This is a genomic window from Paractinoplanes abujensis, assembly GCF_014204895.1.
GTDB lineage: Bacteria > Actinomycetota > Actinomycetes > Mycobacteriales > Micromonosporaceae > Actinoplanes > Actinoplanes abujensis.
Genome location: NZ_JACHMF010000001.1, coordinates 6,973,349 through 6,994,297, shown reverse-complemented (window position 1 = coordinate 6,994,297; position 20,949 = coordinate 6,973,349). Strand labels below are relative to the sequence as shown.

Here is a 20,949-nt window from a genome sequence, read left to right as displayed (position 1 = left end):
GGCTGTTCCTTCGCCCACTTACCGGCTGTTTCCTCGCCTACTTGCCGGCGACCAGCGCGGCGACCTTGCTGATCGGCTCGGAGAGTGCGTTGATCTCGTCGCTCAGCGTCTTCAGGTCGGCCTGGCTGAGCGTGTTGTGCAGCTTCCAGCCGTCGCCGTCGCGGTGCTTCTCCAGCGCCGCCTCGACCGCCGCGAACCGCTCGTCGAGCGTCTTGACCAGGGCCGCGTCCTTCTCCTCGAGGGCCGGGCGCAGGGCCGCGATCGCCGCCTGCGAGCCCTCCACGTTGGCCGCGAAGTCCCACAGGTCGGTGTGCGAGAACGTGTCCTCCTCACCGGTGATCTTGCCGGTGGCCACCTCGTCGAGCAGGCCCTTGGAGCCGTTGGCCAGCTGCACCGGCGAGAGCGTCACGGTGTTGGCCTTGTCGACGATCGTCTTGACGTCGGCCAGCAACTGGTCGGCGGTCGGGCCCGACTTGCTGACGTCCTTGGCCACCCACAGATCCTTCTCGATCTTGTGGAAGCCGGTCCACTCCTGCCCCGCCTCGAGGTCGGCCTCACGCGCGTCGATCTTGGGGTCGAGGTCGCCGAAGCTCTCCGCCACCGGCTCGATCCGCTCCCAGTAGGTGCGGGCGATCGGGAAGAGCGTCTTGGCCTTCTCGACATCACCGGCCTTGACCGCCGTGACGAACGCGGTGGTCTGCTCGATCAGGGCGCCGGTCTGGCTCTTGACGTAGCGCTGGTAGTCCTTGGTGGCCTGGGCCAGCTTGGCGTCCTCGGTCAGCGCCGGGGCGGAACCGGACACCTGGAACGCGTTCCGGATGCCCTTGCCGATCATGCCGGGCTTGCAGGCGGTCTCGTACGTGCCCGAGGCCAGCTCGACGATGAGCTCACGGGACAAGCCGGGCGCGATGTTCTCGACCTCGCCCATGACCCGGTCGCCGGGGGCGTAGACGTAGAACTCGGTGACCTTGTTGCCCTTGTTGGCGATCGCGAAGGTGACGGTGCCCGCGTCGGACTCGGACGCGGCCACCTTGCACTCGGTGTCCGAGGCGTCGACGGTGATCTTGTCGCCGGCGCCGGAGGCCGCATCGTCGTTCCCACCGCCGCAGGCGGCGAGCGGGACAGTCGCCGCGGCGGCCGCGACGAGGGCGAGCAGTCGAGGGGTGCGCATGGTTCTCCTATTTGCTCAGTGCAGGCGCTTGCGTACGGGCGGGCTGGGTCGGCCGTTGCGGCCAGAGGAAGATCACGAGCACGGGGATCCCGTACGCGAGCCAGGCGACGGTTTCCAGAACCGTCGGCGCCGGGGTGAAATTGACCATGCCGCGCAGCAGCTCGGCGTACCACGCGCCCGGCGGCCAGCCGGCGCTGACGTCGAACGCGGTGGTGTTGAGACCCGGCAGGACGCCGGCCTCCTGCAAGTCGTGCACCCCGTACTTGAGAATTCCGGCCGCGACGAGCACGAGCAGCGCGCCGGTCCAGGTGAAGAACTTGGTCAAATTGATCCGGACGGCACTGAGGTAGAGCAGCCACCCCAGCACGACCGCGGTCAGCAAACCGAGCGTGATCCCGATGAGCGGCCGCGCACTGTCCGCGGTTCCCTGCGCGGCGGCGTAGAAGAGGATCGAGGTCTCGAGCCCCTCCCGCACCACGGCGAGAAACGCCACGCCGACGATGGCCGGCGGCCCGACATTGATCGCGTCCTCCATGCGGCCGCGCAGCTCGGAGCCCATCTGCCGGGCCATCCGCCGCATCCAGAAAATCATCCAGGTGACGAACGTGACGGCGACGATCGACGCGACAGCCTCGAACAGCTCCTGGTGGGTGTATTCGAGCCGGGCCACCCCGAACTGGAGCAAGGCGGCAAACCCGACGCTGAGCGCCGCGGCCACCGCCACACCGGCCCACACCCACTTGAGCAGCGGCTTACGATCCGATTTGACCAGGAACGCCACGAGGATGGAGACCACCAACGTGATCTCCAGACCTTCCCTGAGCCCGATCAGGTAGATGGCCGTCATCGAACTCCCCAGGTAAGCCAAACCTAACTACGCTGAGCCTTACCTTCTTTTATTCACTTGTAGAAGTCAACTTGCCCGAGGTCACACTTCGGGCCGCCCCGCGCTGCGCCCGAATCGATCGGCATGTGAGCGCGATCCGCTGGCCGACGGCGCCGATCACCTAGGCCCCCTTGCCGAACCGTGAGCAGTCACGAGGCCACTTTCCATCAAACGTATTTGATGTATTGTGCCGCCATGGAACCGGAGGTGTTCGGGGCCGCGGGGCACCCGCTCCGCTGGCGGCTGCTGACCGCGCTGGCCGAGACGGATCTGCGGGTCCAGGAGCTGACGGCGCGGGTCGAGCAGCCGCAAAACCTCGTCTCGTACCACCTGGGCCGGCTGCGCAAGGCGTCCCTTGTGGAGGCCCGGCGCAGCATCGCCGACCGGCGCGACACCTACTACCGGCTCGACCTCGCGCGGTGCGGGCGCCTGCTGGCCGACGCCGGTGGGTCACTGCATCCGGGTTTGCGGTGGGTGCCGCCCCCGCCGCCCCTGTCACAGGGCGTCCGGGTGCTCTTTCTCTGCACGGGCAACAGCTCGCGCTCGCAGATGGCCGAGGCGCTGGCCCGGCGGGCCGGGATCGAGGCGTACAGCGCGGGCAGCCGCCCCAAGCCGATCCACCCGCGGGCCGTCGCGGTGATGGCCGCGCGCGGGCTCGACCTGCGCGGAGCCCGATCCAAGCATCTCGACGAGTTCGCCCGGCAAAGCTTCGACCGGGTCATCACGGTGTGCGACAAGGTGCGCGAGATCTGCCCCGACTATCCGGGCGCGCGGCACTGGAGCATCCCCGATCCGGCGCAAGAACCGTCACTCTTCGACGCGGTCGCCGACGAGCTCGACGAGCGGATCGGCTTCCTGCTGCACACGGTGCGCTCATGACCGTCGGGCTGGGCACCGTCCTGCGCGAATGGGGGCGAATCGGCTGCGTCGGGTTCGGCGGGCCCCCCGCGCACATCGCGCTGCTGCGAAAACTTTGCGTCGACGACCGCAAGTGGATGGACGCGCAGGAGTTCGAAGACGCGATCGCCGCCTGCAATCTGCTGCCGGGCCCCGCCTCCACGCAGTTGGCCATCTTCACTGCCTGGCGCGTACGGGGAAGGGCCGGCGCAGTCGTGGGCGGGCTCGCCTTCATCCTGCCCGGCCTGCTCGCGATCCTGATCCTGGCCATGCTGTTCCTGGGCAACCCGCCGCTCTGGGTCGAAGCCGCCGGCGCCGGCGCGGGGGCAGCGGTGGCCGCCGTGGCCGTCCAGGCCGGGTGGAGTTTGCTCGGGCCGGGCTGGCACCGCGCGCCGAGCCGTCGCCGCTGGCTCGTCTATCTGCTGCTGGGCGCGGCCGGCGCGGCCACCATCGGCCCCTGGCTGGTGCTGCTGCTGATCGCCTGCGGGGTGGCCGAAGCCGTCTTCCAGCGGATGCCCGTGACCCGGCCGCCGCTGAGCGCGCTCCCGCTGATCGCCTCCGCGGGTTTGGCGGGCAGCGTCGCCTGGGTGGCCCTCAAGGTGGGCGCCCTCTCGTACGGGGGTGGTTTCGTCATCATCCCGCTCATGCAGGCCGACGCCGTCGACCACTACCACTGGATGACCGACCCGGAGTTCCTCAACGCCGTGGCCCTGGGCCAGATCACGCCGGGCCCGGTGGTGCACACGGTCGCGGTCGTCGGCTACGCGGCGGCCGGTCTGGCCGGTGGACTGCTGGCGGCCACGGTGGCGTTCGGGCCGTCCTTCGCGTTCATCCTGCTGGGCGCCCACCGGTTCGATCAGTTGCGGGCCAACCAACGCGTCCGCGCCTTCCTCGACGGCGCGGGGCCGGGTGCGATCGGGGCCATCTTGGGGTCAGCCGTTCCCCTGACGCTGGCTTTGACCGAGGCCTGGCAGCTGGCTGTGCTGGCAGGGGCCCTGGTGCTGATGCTGGCCCTGCGCCGCGGCCCGGTCCTGACCCTGCTGAGCGCAGCCGCGGCCGGGGTGGTCGTGGTGTTGCTCGGGGGTCCGCTGCCGTAGTGGTCCTGATCCCGACAGCCATTCGCCGTGACACCGTTTAGACGTTTCGGCCGCTCTGTCCTTCTGAGATACCAGGCCCTAGCAGCGCGGACGGGACTCGAACCCGCAACGTGTCCCGGGTGAAAGCCGGGCGACTCTACCTTTCGTCCACCGCGCCATAAGCAACATGCAAGTAGGCCGTACGGGATTCGAACCCGTGGTCTCCTGATCGAGAGTCAGGCGAGTTGACCGCTACTCCAACAGCCCAGGAAAACGAAAAACCGCCTTTCCCGTACGGGGAGAAGGCGGCGCAACCGTGCGACAAGTGGTTACGCGCGTCTGCTCTCGGCAGTTTGTTCGGTCATGGGACCAAAGTAGGTGGATCGCGCAGGCCCCGCAACGCATTAACCCGTCGACCGTCCGGTTCGCGGCCGGCTGTCACGCAACCGGGCGCCCGGACCCGTACGGTGATCGAAAGGTAGTCGGATTCTCCTGATTTCATGCCACTCGGGCGCCAGACAGGCCAGCTCGCGATCTTGTCGGGCACCGTGGAGGTGGACTCGCAAGCCCGACGAATCAGGAGAAAGCTATGCGAACGCCTTCTTTCCGCACCCTTGTGCTCGGCGCGGTGGCCGCGGGCCTGACACTCGGCATGCAGGCCTGCGCCAACGGCACCGGCGACGCGGCGGCCGCCCCGGGCGAACCGGTCGCCGCCACCAAGTCCGCGGCCGCCTCGCCGCACGTGCCCGGCGCGCCCTGCACCAACGTGGACGTGTCGGTCGAGATCACGCTGCAGCCCGCCCGGGAGGACGGTGCGCAGCGCGGGCTGGTCGCCGTCACCAACAAGTCCGACTCGGACTGCGGCGTGAACGGCCGGGCCGCCATCTCGCTGCGCAACGCCGCCGGTGAGGTCGTCGACGTGCCGGTCAAAAACGTCAACCAGCCCGGCGCGGCCGTCCCGACCATGCTCAAGGCCGGCAGCAGCGCCTTCCAGGGCATCAAGTGGGTGCCGTGCGACAAGGGCGACGCCGGCTGCGGCACCGGCAACACACTCTCGTTCAACCTGCAGGCCTCGACCGACGGCCCCGCGGCCAAGCTGATCGACTTCCCGGCGCCCGAGCAGAGCGCCATCACCATGACGTCGCTGCAGGTCGGCACGCTGCAGCCGGCCACGCAGGGCGTCGTCGCCTGGTGACCTAGCGGCCGGGGGTGAGCACCACGCGGTAGTGGGCGTCACCGGCGAGCATGCGGTCGTAGGCGGCTTGCACGTCGGTCAACGGCATTTCCTCCGTACGGGCCCGGATGCCCGTCAGGGCCGCGAACCGCAGCGTCTCCTCGACGTCGCGGGCCGTGCCGGAGGGGTGGCCGTGCACCGTGCGGCTGGTCGAGATGATCTGGAACGGGCTCACCTCGATCGGCGCCGGGTCCGCCCCGACCACCACGAGCTGCCCGTTCGGGGCGAGCCCGTCGATCGCGGCGCTCATCGCGGCCGAACTGCCCGCCGTGGCCAGCACTACCGTGGCCCCGCCGAGCTGCTGCAGCCGCTGCGCCACGTCGCCGGCCGCGCTGTCGAGGTAGTGGTGGGCACCCAGTTCCCGCGCGTCCGCCTCGCGGGCCTCGCCGCGGGCGATCGCCACCGTCTCGAAGCCCAGCTTGGCCGCGAACTGCACACCCAGGTGACCGAGCCCGCCCAGGCCGAGCACGGCGACGAGCTCGCCGGGACGGGCCGAGCTGGAGCGCAGCCCGTTGAACGTGGCCACACCGGCGCAGCCCATCGGCGCCGCCTCGGCCGCGGTGATCGCGTCGGGGATGCGGGCCAGGGCGTTGGCCGGCACGACGAGCGCGTCGGCGTAGCCGCCCGGGTAGGCCCAGCCCGGCACCTGAAGGCGTACACAGTGGATGAAGTCGCCCGAACGGCAGGGGTCGCACACGCCGCAATGGCCGCCGAACCAGCCGACCGCCACCCGGTCACCGGTCTGCCAGCCCTCGACGTCCTCGCCCACGGCGTCCACCCGCCCGGCGATCTCGTGCCCGGTGACCAGCGGGAACGACACCGGGAAGGCGGCGTTGACGAAGGCCGCGTCGGTGCGGCAGACCCCGCAGGCCTCGACGGCGACCCGCACCTGACCGCGGCCGGGTTCGGGGCGAGCCGACTCGACGATGCGGAACGGGGCGCCCGGCTCGGCGACCTGGGCGGAACGAATCATGCTCATGGGAGAACCTCTCTCGTCTTGGAGTTCCTCACCATCGAACCCGCCGGGAAGGGCCCATGAGCTGCCGGAACAGGCCTGGCGCACCCTAGGAACGGCAGTACCAGGTTCGCCCTTCGACGCGCGCCCGGCGGCGTCGATACTGGAGGGCGTGACCCACAACGCGGATCTCAAGGAGTTTCTCCGCTCGCGCCGGGCCCGGCTCCGGCCCGAGGAGTTCGGCCTGGGCGACACCGCCGGAGCCCGCCGCGTGCCCGGTCTGCGGCGCGAGGAACTGGCCGCGCTGGCCGGCGTGAGCGTCGACTACTACGTCCGCCTCGAGCAGGGCCGCAACCTCAACCCGTCGTCGACGGTGCTCGACGCGATCGCCCGCGCGCTGCGTCTCGACGACACCGAGCGGGCCCACCTGTTCGACCTGGCCCGGCCCCGGGAGGCCCGCCGCCGCCCGCCGCGCCGCCCGCAGCGGGTGGCCCCGGCGACCTATCAGCTGCTGGAGACGCTCGACGCGGCCGGCGCGCCCGCCTTCATCGTGGGCCGCCGGATGGACGTGCTCGCGATCAACCACGCCGCCCGCGCCCTGATCTGCGACTTCAACGCGTTGCCGGCCCGCGAGCGCAACTACGCCCGGTTCATCTTTCTCGACGAGAACGCCCGCGATCTGCACCCGGACTGGGCCGTCATCGCCGCCGAGACGGTGGCCACGCTGCGTGTCGACGCCGGCCGCCACCCCGACGACCCGGACCTGTCGGCGCTGGTCGGTGAGCTGTCGGTGCGCAGCGAGGAGTTCCGCCGCTGGTGGGCCGACCACCAGGTGCTGGCCCGCACGAGCGGCACCAAGCGCTTCCGGCATCCGGTCGTCGGCGCGCTCACCATCACCTATCAGGCCCTGACCATGCCGGGCGACGCCGAGCAGACGATGTTCGTCTACACCGCCCCGGCCGGCTCACCCGACCAGCACGCCCTGCGTCTGCTTCAGTCGGGCGCCGAGACGTTCTCCAAGGCGTCCAGCGCGTCCTGATCGAGGGTGAGCGCGCCCGCGGACAGGTTCTCGCGCAGGTGCGCGACTGAGGACGTGCCCGGGATGAGCAGGATGTTGGGGGCCTGGTGGAGCAGCCAGGCCAGCGCCACCGCCTGCCGGCTCGCGCCGATCCGAGCCGCCACCTCGTCGAGCGTGCCCGACTGCAACGGGCTGAACCCGCCCAGCGGCCAGAACGGAACGTACGAGATGCCCTGCTCACCGAGCGCGGCGATCAGTTTCTCGTCACCCCGGTGCGCGACGTTGTACCAGTTCTGCACGGTGACGATCGGGGCGATCGACTGCGCCTCGGCGACCTGGTCGGCGTCCACCACGCTCAGGCCCAGATGCTTGATCAGACCTTCCCGGCGCATGTCGGCCAGCGCCCCGAACTTGTCGGCGATCGAACCCGGCACCGGCGAGTGGCCGTCCGCGCCGCCGCCGACCCGCAGGTTGACCACGTCGAGCGCGTCCACGCCGAGGTTGCGCAGGTTGTCCTGCACCTGTTCGCGCAGCTGGCGGGGCTCGCGCGCGTGCACCCAGCCACCCTTGTCGTCCCGGACCGCGCCCACCTTCGTGACGATCAGGAGCTGTTCCCCGTACGGGTGAAGGGCTTCGCGGATGATCTGGTTGGTGATGTGCGGCCCGTAGAAGTCGGCCGTGTCGATGTGATCGACGCCGGACTCCACTGCCGTCCGCAGCACGGCGATCGCCTCGGCGCGGTCCTTGGGCGGCCCGAAGACCCCCGGCCCGGCGAGTTGCATCGCGCCGTAACCCATGCGCTCGACGGTGATCCCGCCGGCCATCGTGAAGGTTGTCATGCCCCCAGCATTCGCCTTTTCCGGCGGTCCAACCATCACTCGGCCGATCCTGGGACCGGTGGACCTGTGGTGACGGACTCACCCCGCGGGACGCATCTTCCGCAGGTCACGGGTATGGGAGGAGATGGAGAAGACCACGGCGTGGAAGGGACGACCATGAGCACTCTGGGCAGCAGCGGTATCGAGGTGTTCCCGCTCAACCTGGGCGGCAACGTGTTCGGCTGGACCAGTGACGAGTCCGCGTCGCATCAGGTGCTGGATGCGTTCGTCGCGGCCGGCGGCAACTTCGTCGACACCGCGGACGGCTATTCGGCCTGGGTGCCCGGCAACTCAGGAGGCGAGTCGGAGACGATCATCGGGAACTGGTTCGCCGCCCGCGGCGGGCGGGACCGGGTCGTGCTGGCCACCAAGGTCAGCCAGCACCCGCAGTTCCGGGGTCTGGCCGCGGCCACCGTCGCGGCGGCGGCCGACGCGTCGCTGACCCGGCTCCGGACCGACTACATCGACCTCTACTACGCGCACTACGACGACGCCGACACCCCGCTCGAGGAGACCGCGGGCGCGTTCGACGCCCTGGTCAAGGCGGGCAAGGTGCGCGCGATCGGCGTCTCCAACTACAGCGCCGAGCGCATCCGGGAGTGGTTCGAGGTCGCCCGCAGGAACGGTTTCACGCTGCCCGTGGCCGTGCAGCCGCACTACAACCTGGTCGAGCGCACGGCGTACGAGCGCGACATCGCACCCGTGGCCGAGGCCGAGGGCCTGGCCGTGCTGCCCTACTACGCGCTGGCCAGCGGCTTCCTGACCGGCAAATACCGTACGGAGGCCGACCTGGCCAGTGGTCCGCGTGGTGGCGGGGCCCAGAAGTACCTGACCGAGGACGGGCTGGCCGTCATCAAGGTGCTCACCGACGTCGCGGCCACACACGGCGTCGAACCGGCCACGGTTGCGCTCGCCTGGTTGCGTACGCGCAAGAACGTCGCCGCCCCTATCGCCAGCGCCCGTACGACCGAGCAACTGCCGGCCCTGATCGCCTCGGCCACCCTCGACCTGGCGGCCGACGAGATCGCCGCGCTCGACGAGGTCTCGGCCCGCTAGCACTACCCTGCGCGCCCGCATGATCCGCGATTTGTAGTCACCCCCGTTAGAGTCATCGACGGGGGTGACTTGTGGGGGCCGCTCGTGGCGTCAGTCTGGTGTTCGCCCTCAGCGGCGCGACGCAGGCGTCCTGGATGTCCCGGCTGCCTCCGGTTCTCGAGCAGACCCAGGCCGATTTTGTCCGCTTCGGCGCCGCGCTCCTGATGCTCGGCCTCGGCACCCTGACCGCGATGCTGCTCACCGGGGCGGCCTGCGAACGGTTCGGTAGCCGCCGGGTCCTGACCTTCGGTTTCGTCGTCACGCTGGCCTCGCTGCCGGCGATCGCGCTCAGCCGGTCCACCCCCGTCCTGGCCCTGACTCTGCTGGTCATGGGTCTGGGCAGCGGCGTCTGGGACGCCGGCATGAACGTGCAGGGCCACGCGGTCGAGAGCCGGCTCGACAAGCATCTGATGAGCCGCTTCCACGGCTGGTGGAGCGTCGGCAGCATGGCCGGGGCCGGTCTGGGCCTGGCCGCGGCCCGCTTCGCCGTCCCGCTGCTGCCGCACCTGGTCACGGTCGGCGCGCTCACAGCCGGGCTGTGCGCGCTCAGCCTGCGGACGTTCGGCGAGGCCAAGGACCTCCGCTCTGCCCGGTCGCGCCACCAGCAGCGATGGCCGGTGCGGCGCCTGCTGCCGATCGGTACCCTGATCTTCTGCGGCGCCGTTGTCGAGGGTGCGGCCGGCGACTGGCTCGCGGTCTTCCTCCACCAGGAACGCGGCCTTTCGCACACCGGCGCCGCCCTCGGCTACACCCTGTTCGTCTCGGCCATGGCCGCCGGGCGCCTGTTCGCCGAGCGCCCGCACCGCCGCGCCGGGGCCACCGGCGTCGTTCGCTCCGGTGCCATCGCGGCGGCCCTCAGCATCGCTCTCGTGGTCTTCGCCGACGCCGGCTCGTGGGCCTTCATCGGCGCTCTGGGCTGGGGTATCGGCATCTGCTGGGTGTTCCCGGCGGCGCTGAGCGCGGCCGGTAACGCGGCCACGTCGTCCGCGGTGGCCGCTATGACCGCGGTCGGCTACAGCGCCAGCATCTTCGGGCCGCTCGGCATGGGCTGGCTGGCCCACGCGACCGGCTTGGCCGCCGCCATGCTCACCTTGCTCCCACTCGCTCTGGTCGTCGCGCTCCTGGCTTCGGCGCTGGCGGGCGCGGATGCCGGCGAGTGAGCCCTAGCTGCTTCAGCACGAGGGGAATGTCGCCCACCGGGTCCGTCCCGGTCATGAACGTGGCCCAGACCGTCCGGTCGCGCTGCCAAGCTCTGATGTAGACGACGCAATCACGCGGCGTGATGATCCGCAGACGACCCCCGGCCGCGGTCAGCGACGCGCGGATCTGCTGGTCACGGGCCGAGGTGGTGCACTTGTCCTTGATCCGGGTGATCAGTTCCAGCCGCGCCGCGAGGAACTTCTCCCAGTACTGCTCGGTGGCGTCACCGATCTTGCCGCCGTCGTCGAAGAGCGCGAACAACCCCTCGGCCAGCACGTCGCCGAACTCCTCGTCACGCGCCCGATCGGGGTTGGCGAACGGGTCGTACGCCTTCTGCAGCGCGACGCCGACCTGGCCGACCGGCCGCAGCGTCGTGTCGTCGATGAGGAAGAACCAGTCCTCGTTGTAGATCTCCGGGAAGAACGAGTCGATCCGGTGGGTCGCCACCGCCATGGCTCCGCCGCCCAGGAACGTGTCCTGGGCGGCGCCGGTCTCGCGGTTGGCGTGACAGACCACGGAGTTGTCGGGATAGCCGCCGATGCGCAGGCCGACCGCGTCGCAGGTGTCGAGGAGGGCGACCGCACGGCGCAGGTCGTCAGCCTCGGGCACCATGATGTCGTCGTCCAGGAACACGACCCGGCTCCAGCCCGCCATCCGGGCGAACACCAGCCCCAGGTTCCGCTTGGCGCTCGTGTCCGTGCGCCGCCGCAGCCGCGACTTGTTCAGAATGGTGGACGTCTCGAGCCCGGGCAGCCCCGCGATTCCGGTCGTGGGGAAGTCGACCGGGACGACGTCGACGTCGACGTCGCGCAGGAAGTCGGCGACCCGCTGCGCATCCGATCGCTTGCTGGAGAGCACCAGCAGCACGCACTTCAGTTCCGCGGCGAGCCGGGCGGCCTCCCGCAACGACACCTCGTAGCGCGCGCTCGGCACGATGATGGCGTCGACGGGTACGCCGAGATCGCCCGCGGTCGCCGGAGCAATGAGACCGCGGTGCGAAGAATGGTGAGCGCTGTCGTCCTCGCTCACGCCTCAGCCTCGGGCGGCCACTCATGCAGCCGCACCTCGGACTGTGTCCAGTCGGGGGTCACCACCGCTCCATTCGGATTGACCCGAACACGCATCAGAACACTGAACGACTCAGCCTTAGTAAAGCGGTTGCTGATGTGCTCCTCATTACGATCGCGAAACTTTACGTCGGTCAGGGCTCTCACCGCGCCGTACGTCCCCCGCGCATACATACCACTACACAAAGTCACGGTTCGCCGCGCGTTGTAGGGGTTTTTGCCCCGATAAAACAGCGCGACGTCCTCGGCCAAACTACCGGTTGCATCGTCGAGGACGGGCTTGAAGGTAGTCCCTTCGGCCGTCGAAAAAAAGCCCGAATCTTTTTCGCTCGGCCGCAACTGTTGACGAACCGCCAATTCCAGCCGCCGGGTGATGTCCCGGTTGACGGAGTTGAAATCCCCGCCACCCAGCAACACCAGATGAGACGTGAAATCGTCCTCGTCCATCTCCTCCGACTTCAGAATGCGCACGTCAGCCGCCGGGTTCACGGCGCGGATATGTCCGTGCAGCTCGACCAGCGCATCCAGATCGGCGAGCGTCAGAGCGCGTACGTAATCCGGGTTCTTGACATCCGCGTACGGCATCAAGCTGCGCAAACGGGGCGACATGCTCCCGCTGACGATGATGATCGACCGCTGATCCGGGAAGAACCACGTGCCGCCGCCGATGCTGTCGCCGATGGAGCCGGCGATCGTGAGCCGTTGCGGCCAGAAAGCGCCCGGGTCGTCCGGGACCGAATCCTCGAACGACCGCAGGCTGAGCAGATCGGCGTGCACCACGTCGCGCGTGGTTCGCTCGTCCTCGGTGAGTTCGTGCTCCTCCAGCAGCCGGGCCGGCTCCGACTCGACGCTGCGCCGGGTCGCGAAGAAGAGCGCGTACTGCGCCAGCCGGTTCGCGGGGGGAACGATCGGTTTGCGGACGGACTCCCACGACGAGATCAACGACAGGCTCAGCGGGGTGCCCCGGCCCAGCGCCTCCGCCACTTGCTGCTGAGTGACCTTCAGGTCGGGCCACTGCTGAAGCCGGAGCGCACGCAGGCGTCGTGCCAGACGTGCCTCGGGCCGCTCTGCCGGCTGCATCTCGCACCCTTCACTGAACTTCAGGGAATGCCGCCGAAGTTTAGGGTGCCGTGCAAGCTCGCGCTACGCCAAAACGCACGCCGTACATACTGTGCCGAGAACGTGATTGAACGAAGATTCACGTCCGGCACTTGCCTTAGCCTTACTTCACAGAAGTTCATTGAAGTTCAGGGGGCACCGAGATGAACCCAGGGGTCTCTCGACTGACAGCCGGCCTAACTCCCACGACCGCCCGCCGCAGGCGCCGCCCCGACCCTCGTCGGGATCTCGCTCGATGCCTGATGTTCGCGATCGCCCTGCTCATCTTCGCGGCCACCTCCGGGTCAGGTCCCGCCGCGGATGCTTCCCGCACCGAACTGACCGTCTATTCCTCGGCCTGCGCCCTCACCCTGGCCGGGGTGCTGACCACCGCCGTCCCGGTTCTCCGGCTGCTCGCCGAGCACGCTTTCTGGCTGCTCAAAGCCGCAATCGTCGTGGCCACGGTGCTCGGTCTCGTCCACGTCCTCACGTGACCACCTCAGAAAGGGCGGTGCCGCCGGGGCAGGGATTCCCGGCGGCACCGTCGATCGGAGGGGTCAGCAGGACAGGTTGCCGCCCGTGGGGACGCCGAGGATGCCGGCGAACCGGGTGTAGAGGCTGATCCGGCTCTGCACCTGGCCCGAGTTCCCGCCGTTGCACTCGATGCTGTTGATGGCGCGGATCGTCGTGCCGAAGCCGTTGCCGTTGACCATCGCGTTGTGCGACGTGGTGCCCGCGGCGCCGGTGCCGGTCATCCAATACCAGAGGCCGGTCTGCCACGAGATCGACGAGTTGGTGGCGACCAGGTTCGGGTTGTTGAGCAGGTCGACACCGAGCGCGTTACCTGCCGCGTAATAGTTGAAGTTCCAGCTCAGCTGGATCGGGCCGCGCCCGTGATAGGCGGACTGACCGGCCGGGCACCCGTACGGCTGCGAGGTGTCGCAGTAGTGCGGCCAGTTGGCCTGGTTGATCTCGTCGATGTAGACCAGGCCACCGGTCTCGTGGCTCACGTTGGCCAGGAAAGCCGCGGCCTCCTGCTTCTTGACGGTGTCGCTGCCCGTGGTCGCGAAGGACGGATACTTCTTCATGGCGTCGGTCAGCCCGGCGTACGTGTAGAAGGCGTTGCGGCCCGGGAACATCGAGTTGAACTGGGCCTCACTGACGACGAACCCGCCACCGCCACCGGTGTCGCCCCCGCCACCGCCCGTGCAGCTGTGGGGCGACCAGTACCAGGTGCTGATGATCGGGTCGTAGCCCGGGTTGGCGTTCGTGGCCCGGTAGTACTGCCCGTTGCTGTAGCGCACGATCGCGCCGGCGTCGTACCACTGACCGGCCACCCAGTTCGGGTAGTTGCAGGTGGTGCCGCCGCCACCGCCACCGCTGTTGCCGTCGCAGGCGCCGTTGTCCTGCCAGACGTTCGAGCCACCGGTGCTCGGCGCCTCGCCCTGGGTCCACCACTTGGCGGTCCAGTTGCGGCCGTTGTAGGAGGCGGTCATGCCGCCGGTGTAGACGGCACTGCTGCTGTAGGGGGTCACGCACGCGGCGGCCGCCGGGGATGCCGTCATCGGCACCACCGCGCCGACCACACCCAGAACGAGCGCGCCGAGCAGCGTCAGCAGACGATTTCTCTTCATGGCGGACCTTTCGAGCCCGAGGGGGATGAGAGCGCGCGCGATACATCGACAAAAGCAAATGCCCATGGGTCCGGTCAACGGTTTCTGTAAACAAACTTAATTCCTCCCGCGAGACAAGCCCCGCTACCCTGACGCGATGCCGCCCCGGTCCCGCCCCCACACCCCGGGCGGCGGCGACGACGGCGGCGAGCCGCCCCCACCGCCCCGGCGGCCCGGCAGCGGCTCCGGCAGCGGTGGCCACGCCCGCAGCATCGCCGACGCCCAGACCCAGGTGACGGGCAAGGCCCAGGACGGCCGCGCCGACACCGAAGCGCGGGCGACTGGAGGCGCCCCGAACACGCCGGCGGGACCTGCTGCGACGGCTCCGCTGCGGCCGCCCAACGCGCTTCGCCACAATCTCAACAGCATCAAGCTCAACAGCCGCAGCAAGGACAAGAACACCATCGTGCTGCCCGGCACCGACGTCGCCGGGGACCTGGCCGACATCTCCGCCGGGCGCGGCACATGGGACGAAGCGACCAACACCTATCAGGTCAACGGCCGGAGGTACGGCGTGGAATCCGCCAATACCACCTTCCCTGCCGATGGCCCGGGCTTCGTCAACCTCAGCCGTTCCGAGTACAAAGTCCTCAAGAACCTGATCGGCAGCGACGGTGACATCGCGGCGGCCCAGGAAGCCCTGCGCCGTGATCCGTTCATCAGCGAATCCGACTGGACAATGGCCCTCGAGGTCTTTCAACACCACAAGAGCTACCGGGGTGGCGCATGACGTACGGCATCTACTTCGACAGCGGCCAACCCGCCGAAGCGCTGCGCGACGCGCTGCACACGGTTTACAACATTGCGCCGGAGCTGGTCTACGTAGGCCCGTACGAGCAGCTCAAGTCGCACGCCGGGCCTGATCCGATCGTGCTCATCACACCCGCAGGTGGGCCGTTCGGGCATGAGTTCGAGGCCGGTGACGAGCTCACGAAGCGGACCCGGGCCACTCCGCTCGAACTGGCGCAAGCCGTCTGCCGGATCGCCCGCACCCGGGCGCTGCTCGACGAGGGCAGCCTTGCGCCAGACTACTGGTTCCTGGTCACCGCCGACGGAAGCTTCGGCCGGGTGATGACCGACCCCGACAGCGACTACCCGACCATCCTGCACGCCCTGGAGCCCATCCCGGGCGAACCTGGCCTCAAGGTCGTCCCGCCGCCCGATTGGGCCAGGACGTGGTGAACGACGGCTACATTCTCTATCTGGCCGGCGAGGTGGATCGTGCCGATCTTGCCGCGGCACTGACCGAGCTCACCGCGAGCGAGGTCGACATCGGCGACGACGGCCAGGACGACCGGAACTGGGCCGCGCCGGTGAGCTGCACCGCGACGCCCTTGGCAGGCGACCTCCGTTGGCATCTGGACATCTATTTCACCGAGGCGGTCGTGAAGACACCGCCGCGGTCGGCTGCCGGTGCTTTCCTCGCCGGTCGGCTCGACACGGTCGTGGCTTACAAGGGTGTTGAGCTTCCGCCCAGCGCCTTCTGGGTAGTGGGTCCGGACGGCATCCGTACTCGGGCGCGCATCTACGACGAGGACGAGGGGTATCTGATCGACGCCGTCGAACAGCCAGTCGCCGCACTGCCGCTCGCACCCGTCGCCGTGATCGAGCCCTGGCTCGAGTCCTGAGTGCCTCCGCCTCCACCCGAAATCGGCACGAACGCCCACTGCAAATAGTTCGCGCCCCACCGTCAGCCTGAACTGCTGCCAGGCGGCGCCGCCCGTGCAGCCCTCACTGCTGGAGCAACGCACCGGTCGCGGACGAAGTACCGGGCACGTCGACGCACATGCCGCTCTTAGTCACCTTGAGCTGATAGGTGCCGCCGGTCGCGGGCAGCGTCGCCGCGCTCGACGGCAGCATCTTGCAGCCGACCAGCCCGGCGGGCAGGATCATCAGGGCGGCCGTGGCCGCGAGCCATCTGGATTTCCGAGTCATGACCCGGTAGATGCCGGCCGGGCGTCGCGACAACGAGACTCGCGCCTATTTGTCGAGCAGCCATTCCCGTACGGTCGCGGTCTCCTCGTCGGTGAAGGTCATGTCGACGGATTCGGCCCGGCTGAGCACGTTGCCGACGAAGGCCGCGCCGATCTCGGCCGCCGTGGGGGCGGGCAGCCGGAACAGGGGGCAGCCGCCGAAGGCCGCACCGCGCACGACGAACGCCACCGCGCCCCGGCTGACCGGCACCCCCTGATCGCGCAGCCGGTCCCGCGACCAGCTCGTGCACTGGGTCAGGTTGAAGCGGTGCGACTCCACGTACGCGGCCAGGGTCTCGTAGATCGCCGGCCACCAGGTCTGCGGCAGCCGCGGCAGGTCGAGCTGCGCGGCCAGGCGCTCCACGGGCTCCGGCTGGGCCGGGCTGGGCGTCGTGGTCGCGCCCGGCTCCGGGGCCTCGTGCCGGGTCTCGTCCCACAGGAAAAGCTGCGACATCCGCAGGTCGGGCAGTTTCAGACCGGCCACGGCGCGGGCGAAACTGCCGAACCCGAACCAGTTGCTGTCGGTGATCGACTGACCGAGCTGGCTGCGTAGCCGGGCCGCCAGCGAGGCCATGTTGAGCGGTTCGGTGGCGGCGGCGTACTCGGTCGAGACGACCTCACGGAAGGACTCGTACGTCTCGCCCTGATCGGGGACCACGGGGAACTGCTCGTCCTCGTCCAGCTCGACCGGCTCGCCCTGCACCAGCTCCAGCAGCTGCTGGCTGTCCAGCACGTGGTCGGCGATCGAGGTGAACGCCTCGGCCGCGTCGGCCGGAGACACGATCATGGTGCGCCGGTCGGAACGCCGCAGCCGCTGGAGCAGCGGCGTCATGTCGGAGTCGCCGGACGCGATGACGAACTCGTCGTACCGGGTGTCGGCGGCCAGCGCGTCGACCGCGTCCACCACGATCCGGATGTCGGCCGCGTTCTTGGTGCCGCTGTACCGCGGGCAGTCGATCACGTCGAACCCGGCCCGCACGAACCACGGGCGGAACTTCGAGAAGAACAGCCGGGTCTGCTCGCCGGACGGGTCGGTGTGATGGACCCAGCCCGCCGGGTTGAGATAGCAGCGCAGCACGAGCCACCGCCGCGGCGCCTCCGACGTGGCCGTCACCGACATGCGCCGCAGCCAGCCGCCCGGATCGCTGGCGAACTGTACGGCGGCCTCGGGATCAAGCCGGTAGAGCCCGCCGAACACGTTGTCGAAATCGAGATAGAGCGCCGCCCGGACATGACCCACGCTCGCAACCTATCAACGCGGGCGGGGCCGCGCCCGCGCGCTGTGCGGAAACAGCGCGCGGGCTCCTCGCTCCGGTTATGCCGGGGGCAGGGCACCGACCCGCCACAGGCGGACCTTGTTGTCCGCCCCGGCGGTGATCAGACGTTTGCCGTTGGGGGTGATCCGCAGCGCCCAGACCGCCCCGGTGTGCCCGGCCAGCGGCGCGGCGGTGGCGGCGCCGGTCGTGGTGTTCCACAGCCGGACCGATCCGTCGTCCGCGCCGGTGGCCAGCACCCGGCCGTTCGGGGTGAACCGCATGGCCCGCACCGGTCCGGTGTGCCCGGCCAGGGGTTCGGTGGCCGGCTGCCGGGTCGCCATGTTCCACAGCCGCACGGTGTTGTCGCCCCCGGACGAGGTGGCCAGCAGCCGCCCGCCGCGGCCGAACGTGAGGGCGTACACCGGCCCGGCGTTGCCGGTCAGCTGCTTGCCGGCGGGGGCGCCGGTGGCCGTGTTCCACAGCCGTACGACGTTGCCGCCGCCGGACGCGGCCAGCACCCGCCCGCCCGGGCTGAAGCTCACCGCGTACACCGGCCCGGGGTTGACGATCAGCGGCTCGGCGATCGGCTCGCCGGTGGCGACCTGCCACAGCCGTACGGTGTTGTCGTCGCCGCCCCCGGCGGTCGCGAGGCGTTCGCCGTCCGCACTGAACGTGACCAGCCGTACGGGACCGGAATGGGCGGCGATCGTGCGCACCAGCTCACCGGTGGTCGGGTTCCACAGCTTGACCGTGCCGTCGTCACCGGCGGTGGCCATCAGCCGGCCGGTCGAGCTGAACGAGATCGACCGCACCGGCCCGACGTGACCGGTCAGGGCCGGTCCGTTGCGCTGCCCGATGGTGGGATCCCACAGCGACACCTGGCTGTGGCCGGCCACCGCCAGCAGCTTGCCGTCCGAGCTGAACGCGATGGAGTAGATGGGCCCGGTCTTGGCGGCGAGCGTCGGACCGCCGCGGCGCCCGGTCGCGGTGTTCCACTGCCGGACGGTCGCCTTGCTCACCGTGGCGAACACCTTGCCGTCGGGACGCACGGCGATGAGGCCGGCCGAGCCGGGCACCACTGTCCGGTTGGCGGTCGTCGCGCCGGCCGGGCCCGGAGCTTGCGGGTTGGCGTGTGCTGGGGCGGCGGCTAGTGCGAGCAGCCCGACCAGGGCCACCGCAACGGACCAACCGGCACGACGCCGGTGGCCACCGACCGCATAGTCACTGCTCGTGTCTTTACGATCTCTTTTGGTAGTCACACCGGCACCGTAACGACCAAGTGTGGCGGTTTTGGGGCGGTTTCCCGCCGTTCCCCCGGCCGGGTTCTGCCCCCGCTCAGGCCGCCGGTGTCACCAGGCGGCGAACCCGGTCGACGCCGATGGCCAGCAGCAGCGTGGGCAGACGCGGACCGGTCTCGCGGCCGGTCAGCAGCCGGTAAAGCAGAATGAAGAACTTCCGCTGCACCGCCTTCAGCTCGGCCGTGGGCGCCACATCCATCGGCAGACCGAGCACCATCTTGGGAACGCCGTAGACCAGCGTCGTCAACCCGGCCAGCGACCAGTGCTCGTCCAGACCCTCCACCAGATGGCGCAGGGCCAGGCGCTCGTCGTCGGCCAGACCGGCCAGCAGCTCCGCGTCCGGCTCGTCGGCGACCCGGGTGCGCGCGTCGGCCGGCATCTGCTCGGCCACCCAGCGCATTGCGCAGTCGAGCCGCGGACGCACCTCGCCCAAGTCGTCGACCGGGCGCTCCGGGTCCAGATCGTGCAGGATGCGCAGCATCTGCGCCTCGTCACCGGTCGTGATGTCGGCGACCGAAGCCAGCATCCGGTACGGCAGGGGGCGCGGCGTCACCGGCAGCTCGGCCTCGGCCGTGCGCCGGGCCCGGTCGTACGCGGTCGCGTCGCCACCCGGAGCCGTGCCCGCCTGCACCTTCGTGCCCAGCGCGTCCCACTCGTCGTACAGCCGCTGAATCTCCTGGTCAAAGGCGACCTTGAAGCTCTGGTTGGGCCGGCGGCGGGCATAGAGCCAGCGCAGCAGCGGCGCCTCCATGATCCGCAGAGCGTCGCCCGGGGTCGGCACGCCGCCCTTGGAACTGCTCATCTTGGCCATGCCGGTGATGCCGACGAACGCGTACATCGGGCCGATCGGCGGTTCCGCCCCGAAGATCTCGCGGACGATCTGCTGGCCCACCACGTACGACGAGCCGGGCGAAGTGTGGTCCACACCGGACGGCTCGAAGACCACGCCCTCGAACGCCCACCGCATCGGCCAGTCGACCTTCCAGACCAGCTTGCCGTGGTTGAACTCGGACAGCTTGACCGTGTCGCCGTGCCCGAACGCGCAGGTGTAAGTCAGCTCGGTGGTCTCGTCGTCGTACGCCGTCACGGTCGTCGTGTCGCGGCCACAACCCGAGCAATACGGCTTGTACGGGAAATACTGGCTGCCGCTGCCGCCGTCGTCCTCACTCGCCGCGCCCGACCCCTCGGCCGCCGCGGCCTCCTCGGCCGAACTGTCGGCGGTCACGGCCGCCGGCTTGGCCTTCGTACGGTACTGGCCCAGGATGGCGTCGATGCGGTGCCGCTCACGCATCGCCAGCAGGATCTGCTCCCGATAGACACCCGACGTGTACTGCTCCGTCTGGCTGATGCCGTGGAACACCACACCCAGCTCGCCCAAGGCAGTAATCATCGCGGCCTTGAAGTGCTCCGCCCAGTTGGGGAAGTCACTGCCGGGCGGCGCGGGCACCGACGTCAACGGCTTGCCGATGTGCTCCGACCAGGACTCGTCGATGCCGGCCGGCACCTTACGGAACCGGTCGAAGTCATCCCACGAGATGATGTGCACACACTCGCGGCCACGGCGCCGAATCTCGTCGGCGACCAGATGCGGGGTCATCACCTCGCGCAGATTGCCCAAGTGGATCGGACCCGACGGGCTCAACCCGGAGGCGCAGACGATCGGCTTGCCCGGCGCCCGGCGCTCCGCCTCGGCAATAACCTCGTCAGCGAAGCGGCTGACCCAATCCGACTCGGCAGTGCTGGACATCGGGCGCGGATCCTTTCGACCTTCGAGTGGAAATCGGTCTACAAACGCGAGTGGACCTGAACCGCGTCTCCGCAGGTCAGGCCCATCAATGCTGTGCGCCCGAAGGGACTCGAACCCCTAGCCTTCCGACCCGTAGTCAGATGACTAGTGGTCGCTAGTCCACTCTGCAATCCTTCGGGCCAAAGCATGCGCAAAAGGTGCTCTGGCAGGTCAGAGCGCCTTTGCACGTCCCCCGTTCAAGGCCAAGTGCATGATACAGCTCGCCGACTTGCAGGTCGTCGCCGCTCGAACGTGCTGGTTCAGCCGCGCCCGTCCGGAAACGGTCGCCGACGTCCGACCACCCACCGATCACCCGGCACCGGCATGTCGAGAGTGACGGTACGCGGGCGGTCGGCCTGAGCCTGGGTCGGAGACCACCGGCCCAGTG

Annotated in this window: 21 protein-coding genes and 2 tRNA genes; 10 read left to right on the top strand and 13 right to left on the bottom strand. The window is 69.5% G+C overall.

Going from position 1 to position 20,949, the window contains the following annotated elements; all coding sequences use genetic code 11:
* Window positions 1–37 precede the first annotated feature (37 nt).
* The gene (efeO, locus tag BKA14_RS32065) at window positions 38–1,171 is read right to left on the bottom strand and encodes an iron uptake system protein EfeO (RefSeq protein WP_184954509.1); all 1,134 of its coding nucleotides are present in this window, start codon (window positions 1,169–1,171) and stop codon (window positions 38–40) included.
* A 7-nt stretch (window positions 1,172–1,178) separates the two neighbouring features.
* Window positions 1,179–2,018, bottom strand: coding sequence for an iron uptake transporter permease EfeU (gene efeU, locus BKA14_RS32060; RefSeq protein ID WP_184954507.1), 840 nt, complete (start codon window positions 2,016–2,018; stop codon window positions 1,179–1,181).
* A gap of 234 nt (window positions 2,019–2,252) precedes the next feature.
* Between efeU and BKA14_RS32055 the strand changes: the two genes are divergently transcribed.
* Window positions 2,253–2,936: an arsenate reductase/protein-tyrosine-phosphatase family protein gene (locus BKA14_RS32055; RefSeq protein WP_239093180.1), complete on the top strand. Its 684-nt coding sequence runs from the start codon at window positions 2,253–2,255 to the stop codon at window positions 2,934–2,936.
* Window positions 2,933–4,051 (top strand): chromate efflux transporter, encoded by a 1,119-nt coding sequence (gene chrA / locus BKA14_RS32050; protein WP_184954505.1) that lies wholly within the window; start codon window positions 2,933–2,935, stop codon window positions 4,049–4,051. Before BKA14_RS32055 ends, chrA begins: the two co-directional genes overlap by 4 nt.
* An 82-nt stretch (window positions 4,052–4,133) precedes the next feature.
* Here the strand turns inward: chrA and BKA14_RS32045 are convergent.
* Window positions 4,134–4,208: transfer RNA gene (locus BKA14_RS32045), tRNA-Glu, on the bottom strand.
* Between the two features lie 16 nt (window positions 4,209–4,224).
* Window positions 4,225–4,297, bottom strand: a tRNA-Glu gene (locus BKA14_RS32040).
* Between the two features lie 322 nt (window positions 4,298–4,619).
* On the opposite strand from BKA14_RS32040, the gene BKA14_RS32035 reads away from it, so the two are divergent.
* Complete coding sequence (locus BKA14_RS32035; RefSeq protein WP_184954503.1) at window positions 4,620–5,225, top strand: DUF4232 domain-containing protein; 606 nt, start codon at window positions 4,620–4,622, stop codon at window positions 5,223–5,225.
* Between the two features lies 1 nt (window position 5,226).
* Here the strand turns inward: BKA14_RS32035 and BKA14_RS32030 are convergent, their stop codons facing one another.
* The gene (locus tag BKA14_RS32030) at window positions 5,227–6,243 is read right to left on the bottom strand and encodes an alcohol dehydrogenase catalytic domain-containing protein (RefSeq protein ID WP_184954502.1); all 1,017 of its coding nucleotides are present in this window, start codon (window positions 6,241–6,243) and stop codon (window positions 5,227–5,229) included.
* A 148-nt stretch (window positions 6,244–6,391) separates the two neighbouring features.
* Here BKA14_RS32030 and BKA14_RS32025 point away from each other — a divergent pair, with 148 nt between their 5' ends.
* Complete coding sequence (locus tag BKA14_RS32025) at window positions 6,392–7,258, top strand: helix-turn-helix domain-containing protein (protein ID WP_239093179.1); 867 nt, start codon at window positions 6,392–6,394, stop codon at window positions 7,256–7,258.
* Here BKA14_RS32025 and BKA14_RS32020 read toward each other — a convergent pair.
* Window positions 7,213–8,076, bottom strand: a complete 864-nt coding sequence (locus BKA14_RS32020; protein WP_184954498.1) for an oxidoreductase — start codon at window positions 8,074–8,076, stop codon at window positions 7,213–7,215. The two genes, BKA14_RS32025 and BKA14_RS32020, sit on opposite strands and share 46 nt — an antisense overlap.
* A 156-nt stretch (window positions 8,077–8,232) precedes the next feature.
* On the opposite strand from BKA14_RS32020, the gene BKA14_RS32015 reads away from it, so the two are divergent.
* Window positions 8,233–9,171, top strand: a complete 939-nt coding sequence (locus BKA14_RS32015; RefSeq protein ID WP_184954497.1) for an aldo/keto reductase — start codon at window positions 8,233–8,235, stop codon at window positions 9,169–9,171.
* A gap of 98 nt (window positions 9,172–9,269) precedes the next feature.
* A complete protein-coding gene (locus BKA14_RS32010; RefSeq protein ID WP_184954496.1) occupies window positions 9,270–10,370 on the top strand; it encodes an MFS transporter in 1,101 nt (366 codons plus the stop codon).
* Here the strand turns inward: BKA14_RS32010 and BKA14_RS32005 are convergent.
* Window positions 10,297–11,439 (bottom strand): hypothetical protein, encoded by a 1,143-nt coding sequence (locus BKA14_RS32005; protein ID WP_184954494.1) that lies wholly within the window; start codon window positions 11,437–11,439, stop codon window positions 10,297–10,299. The two genes, BKA14_RS32010 and BKA14_RS32005, sit on opposite strands and share 74 nt — an antisense overlap.
* Complete coding sequence (locus BKA14_RS32000) at window positions 11,436–12,557, bottom strand: XRE family transcriptional regulator (RefSeq protein WP_184954492.1); 1,122 nt, start codon at window positions 12,555–12,557, stop codon at window positions 11,436–11,438. The genes BKA14_RS32005 and BKA14_RS32000 overlap by 4 nt, the downstream gene beginning before the upstream one ends.
* Before the next feature lie 281 nt (window positions 12,558–12,838).
* On the opposite strand from BKA14_RS32000, the gene BKA14_RS31995 reads away from it, so the two are divergent.
* Window positions 12,839–13,069: a hypothetical protein gene (locus BKA14_RS31995; RefSeq protein WP_184954491.1), complete on the top strand. Its 231-nt coding sequence runs from the start codon at window positions 12,839–12,841 to the stop codon at window positions 13,067–13,069.
* A 63-nt stretch (window positions 13,070–13,132) separates the two neighbouring features.
* Here BKA14_RS31995 and BKA14_RS31990 read toward each other — a convergent pair whose 3' ends face one another.
* Window positions 13,133–14,209, bottom strand: coding sequence for a glycoside hydrolase family 19 protein (locus tag BKA14_RS31990; RefSeq protein ID WP_184954489.1), 1,077 nt, complete (start codon window positions 14,207–14,209; stop codon window positions 13,133–13,135).
* Window positions 14,210–14,345: 136 nt separating this feature from the next.
* Between BKA14_RS31990 and BKA14_RS31985 the strand changes: the two genes are divergently transcribed.
* The 3 genes from BKA14_RS31985 to BKA14_RS31975 are packed head-to-tail and all read left to right on the top strand — an operon-like array spanning window position 14,346 to window position 15,876.
* Window positions 14,346–14,978, top strand: coding sequence for a hypothetical protein (locus tag BKA14_RS31985; protein WP_184954487.1), 633 nt, complete (start codon window positions 14,346–14,348; stop codon window positions 14,976–14,978).
* Window positions 14,975–15,430, top strand: coding sequence for a hypothetical protein (locus BKA14_RS31980; protein WP_184954485.1), 456 nt, complete (start codon window positions 14,975–14,977; stop codon window positions 15,428–15,430). The genes BKA14_RS31985 and BKA14_RS31980 overlap by 4 nt, the downstream gene beginning before the upstream one ends.
* The gene (locus tag BKA14_RS31975; RefSeq protein WP_184954483.1) at window positions 15,427–15,876 is read left to right on the top strand and encodes a hypothetical protein; all 450 of its coding nucleotides are present in this window, start codon (window positions 15,427–15,429) and stop codon (window positions 15,874–15,876) included. The genes BKA14_RS31980 and BKA14_RS31975 overlap by 4 nt, the downstream gene beginning before the upstream one ends.
* A gap of 103 nt (window positions 15,877–15,979) precedes the next feature.
* Here the strand turns inward: BKA14_RS31975 and BKA14_RS31970 are convergent, their stop codons facing one another.
* From BKA14_RS31970 to lysS, 4 genes are all read right to left on the bottom strand, one after another.
* The gene (locus BKA14_RS31970) at window positions 15,980–16,183 is read right to left on the bottom strand and encodes an RICIN domain-containing protein (RefSeq protein WP_184954481.1); all 204 of its coding nucleotides are present in this window, start codon (window positions 16,181–16,183) and stop codon (window positions 15,980–15,982) included.
* A gap of 45 nt (window positions 16,184–16,228) precedes the next feature.
* Window positions 16,229–17,461: an NYN domain-containing protein gene (locus tag BKA14_RS31965; RefSeq protein WP_184954479.1), complete on the bottom strand. Its 1,233-nt coding sequence runs from the start codon at window positions 17,459–17,461 to the stop codon at window positions 16,229–16,231.
* A 75-nt stretch (window positions 17,462–17,536) separates the two neighbouring features.
* On the bottom strand, window positions 17,537–18,736 hold the full coding sequence (locus BKA14_RS31960) for a WD40 repeat domain-containing protein (protein WP_239093177.1): 1,200 nt from the start codon (window positions 18,734–18,736) through the stop codon (window positions 17,537–17,539).
* A 76-nt stretch (window positions 18,737–18,812) separates the two neighbouring features.
* The gene (gene lysS / locus BKA14_RS31955; RefSeq protein WP_184954478.1) at window positions 18,813–20,522 is read right to left on the bottom strand and encodes a lysine--tRNA ligase; all 1,710 of its coding nucleotides are present in this window, start codon (window positions 20,520–20,522) and stop codon (window positions 18,813–18,815) included.
* Between the last annotated feature and the right edge of the window lie 427 nt (window positions 20,523–20,949).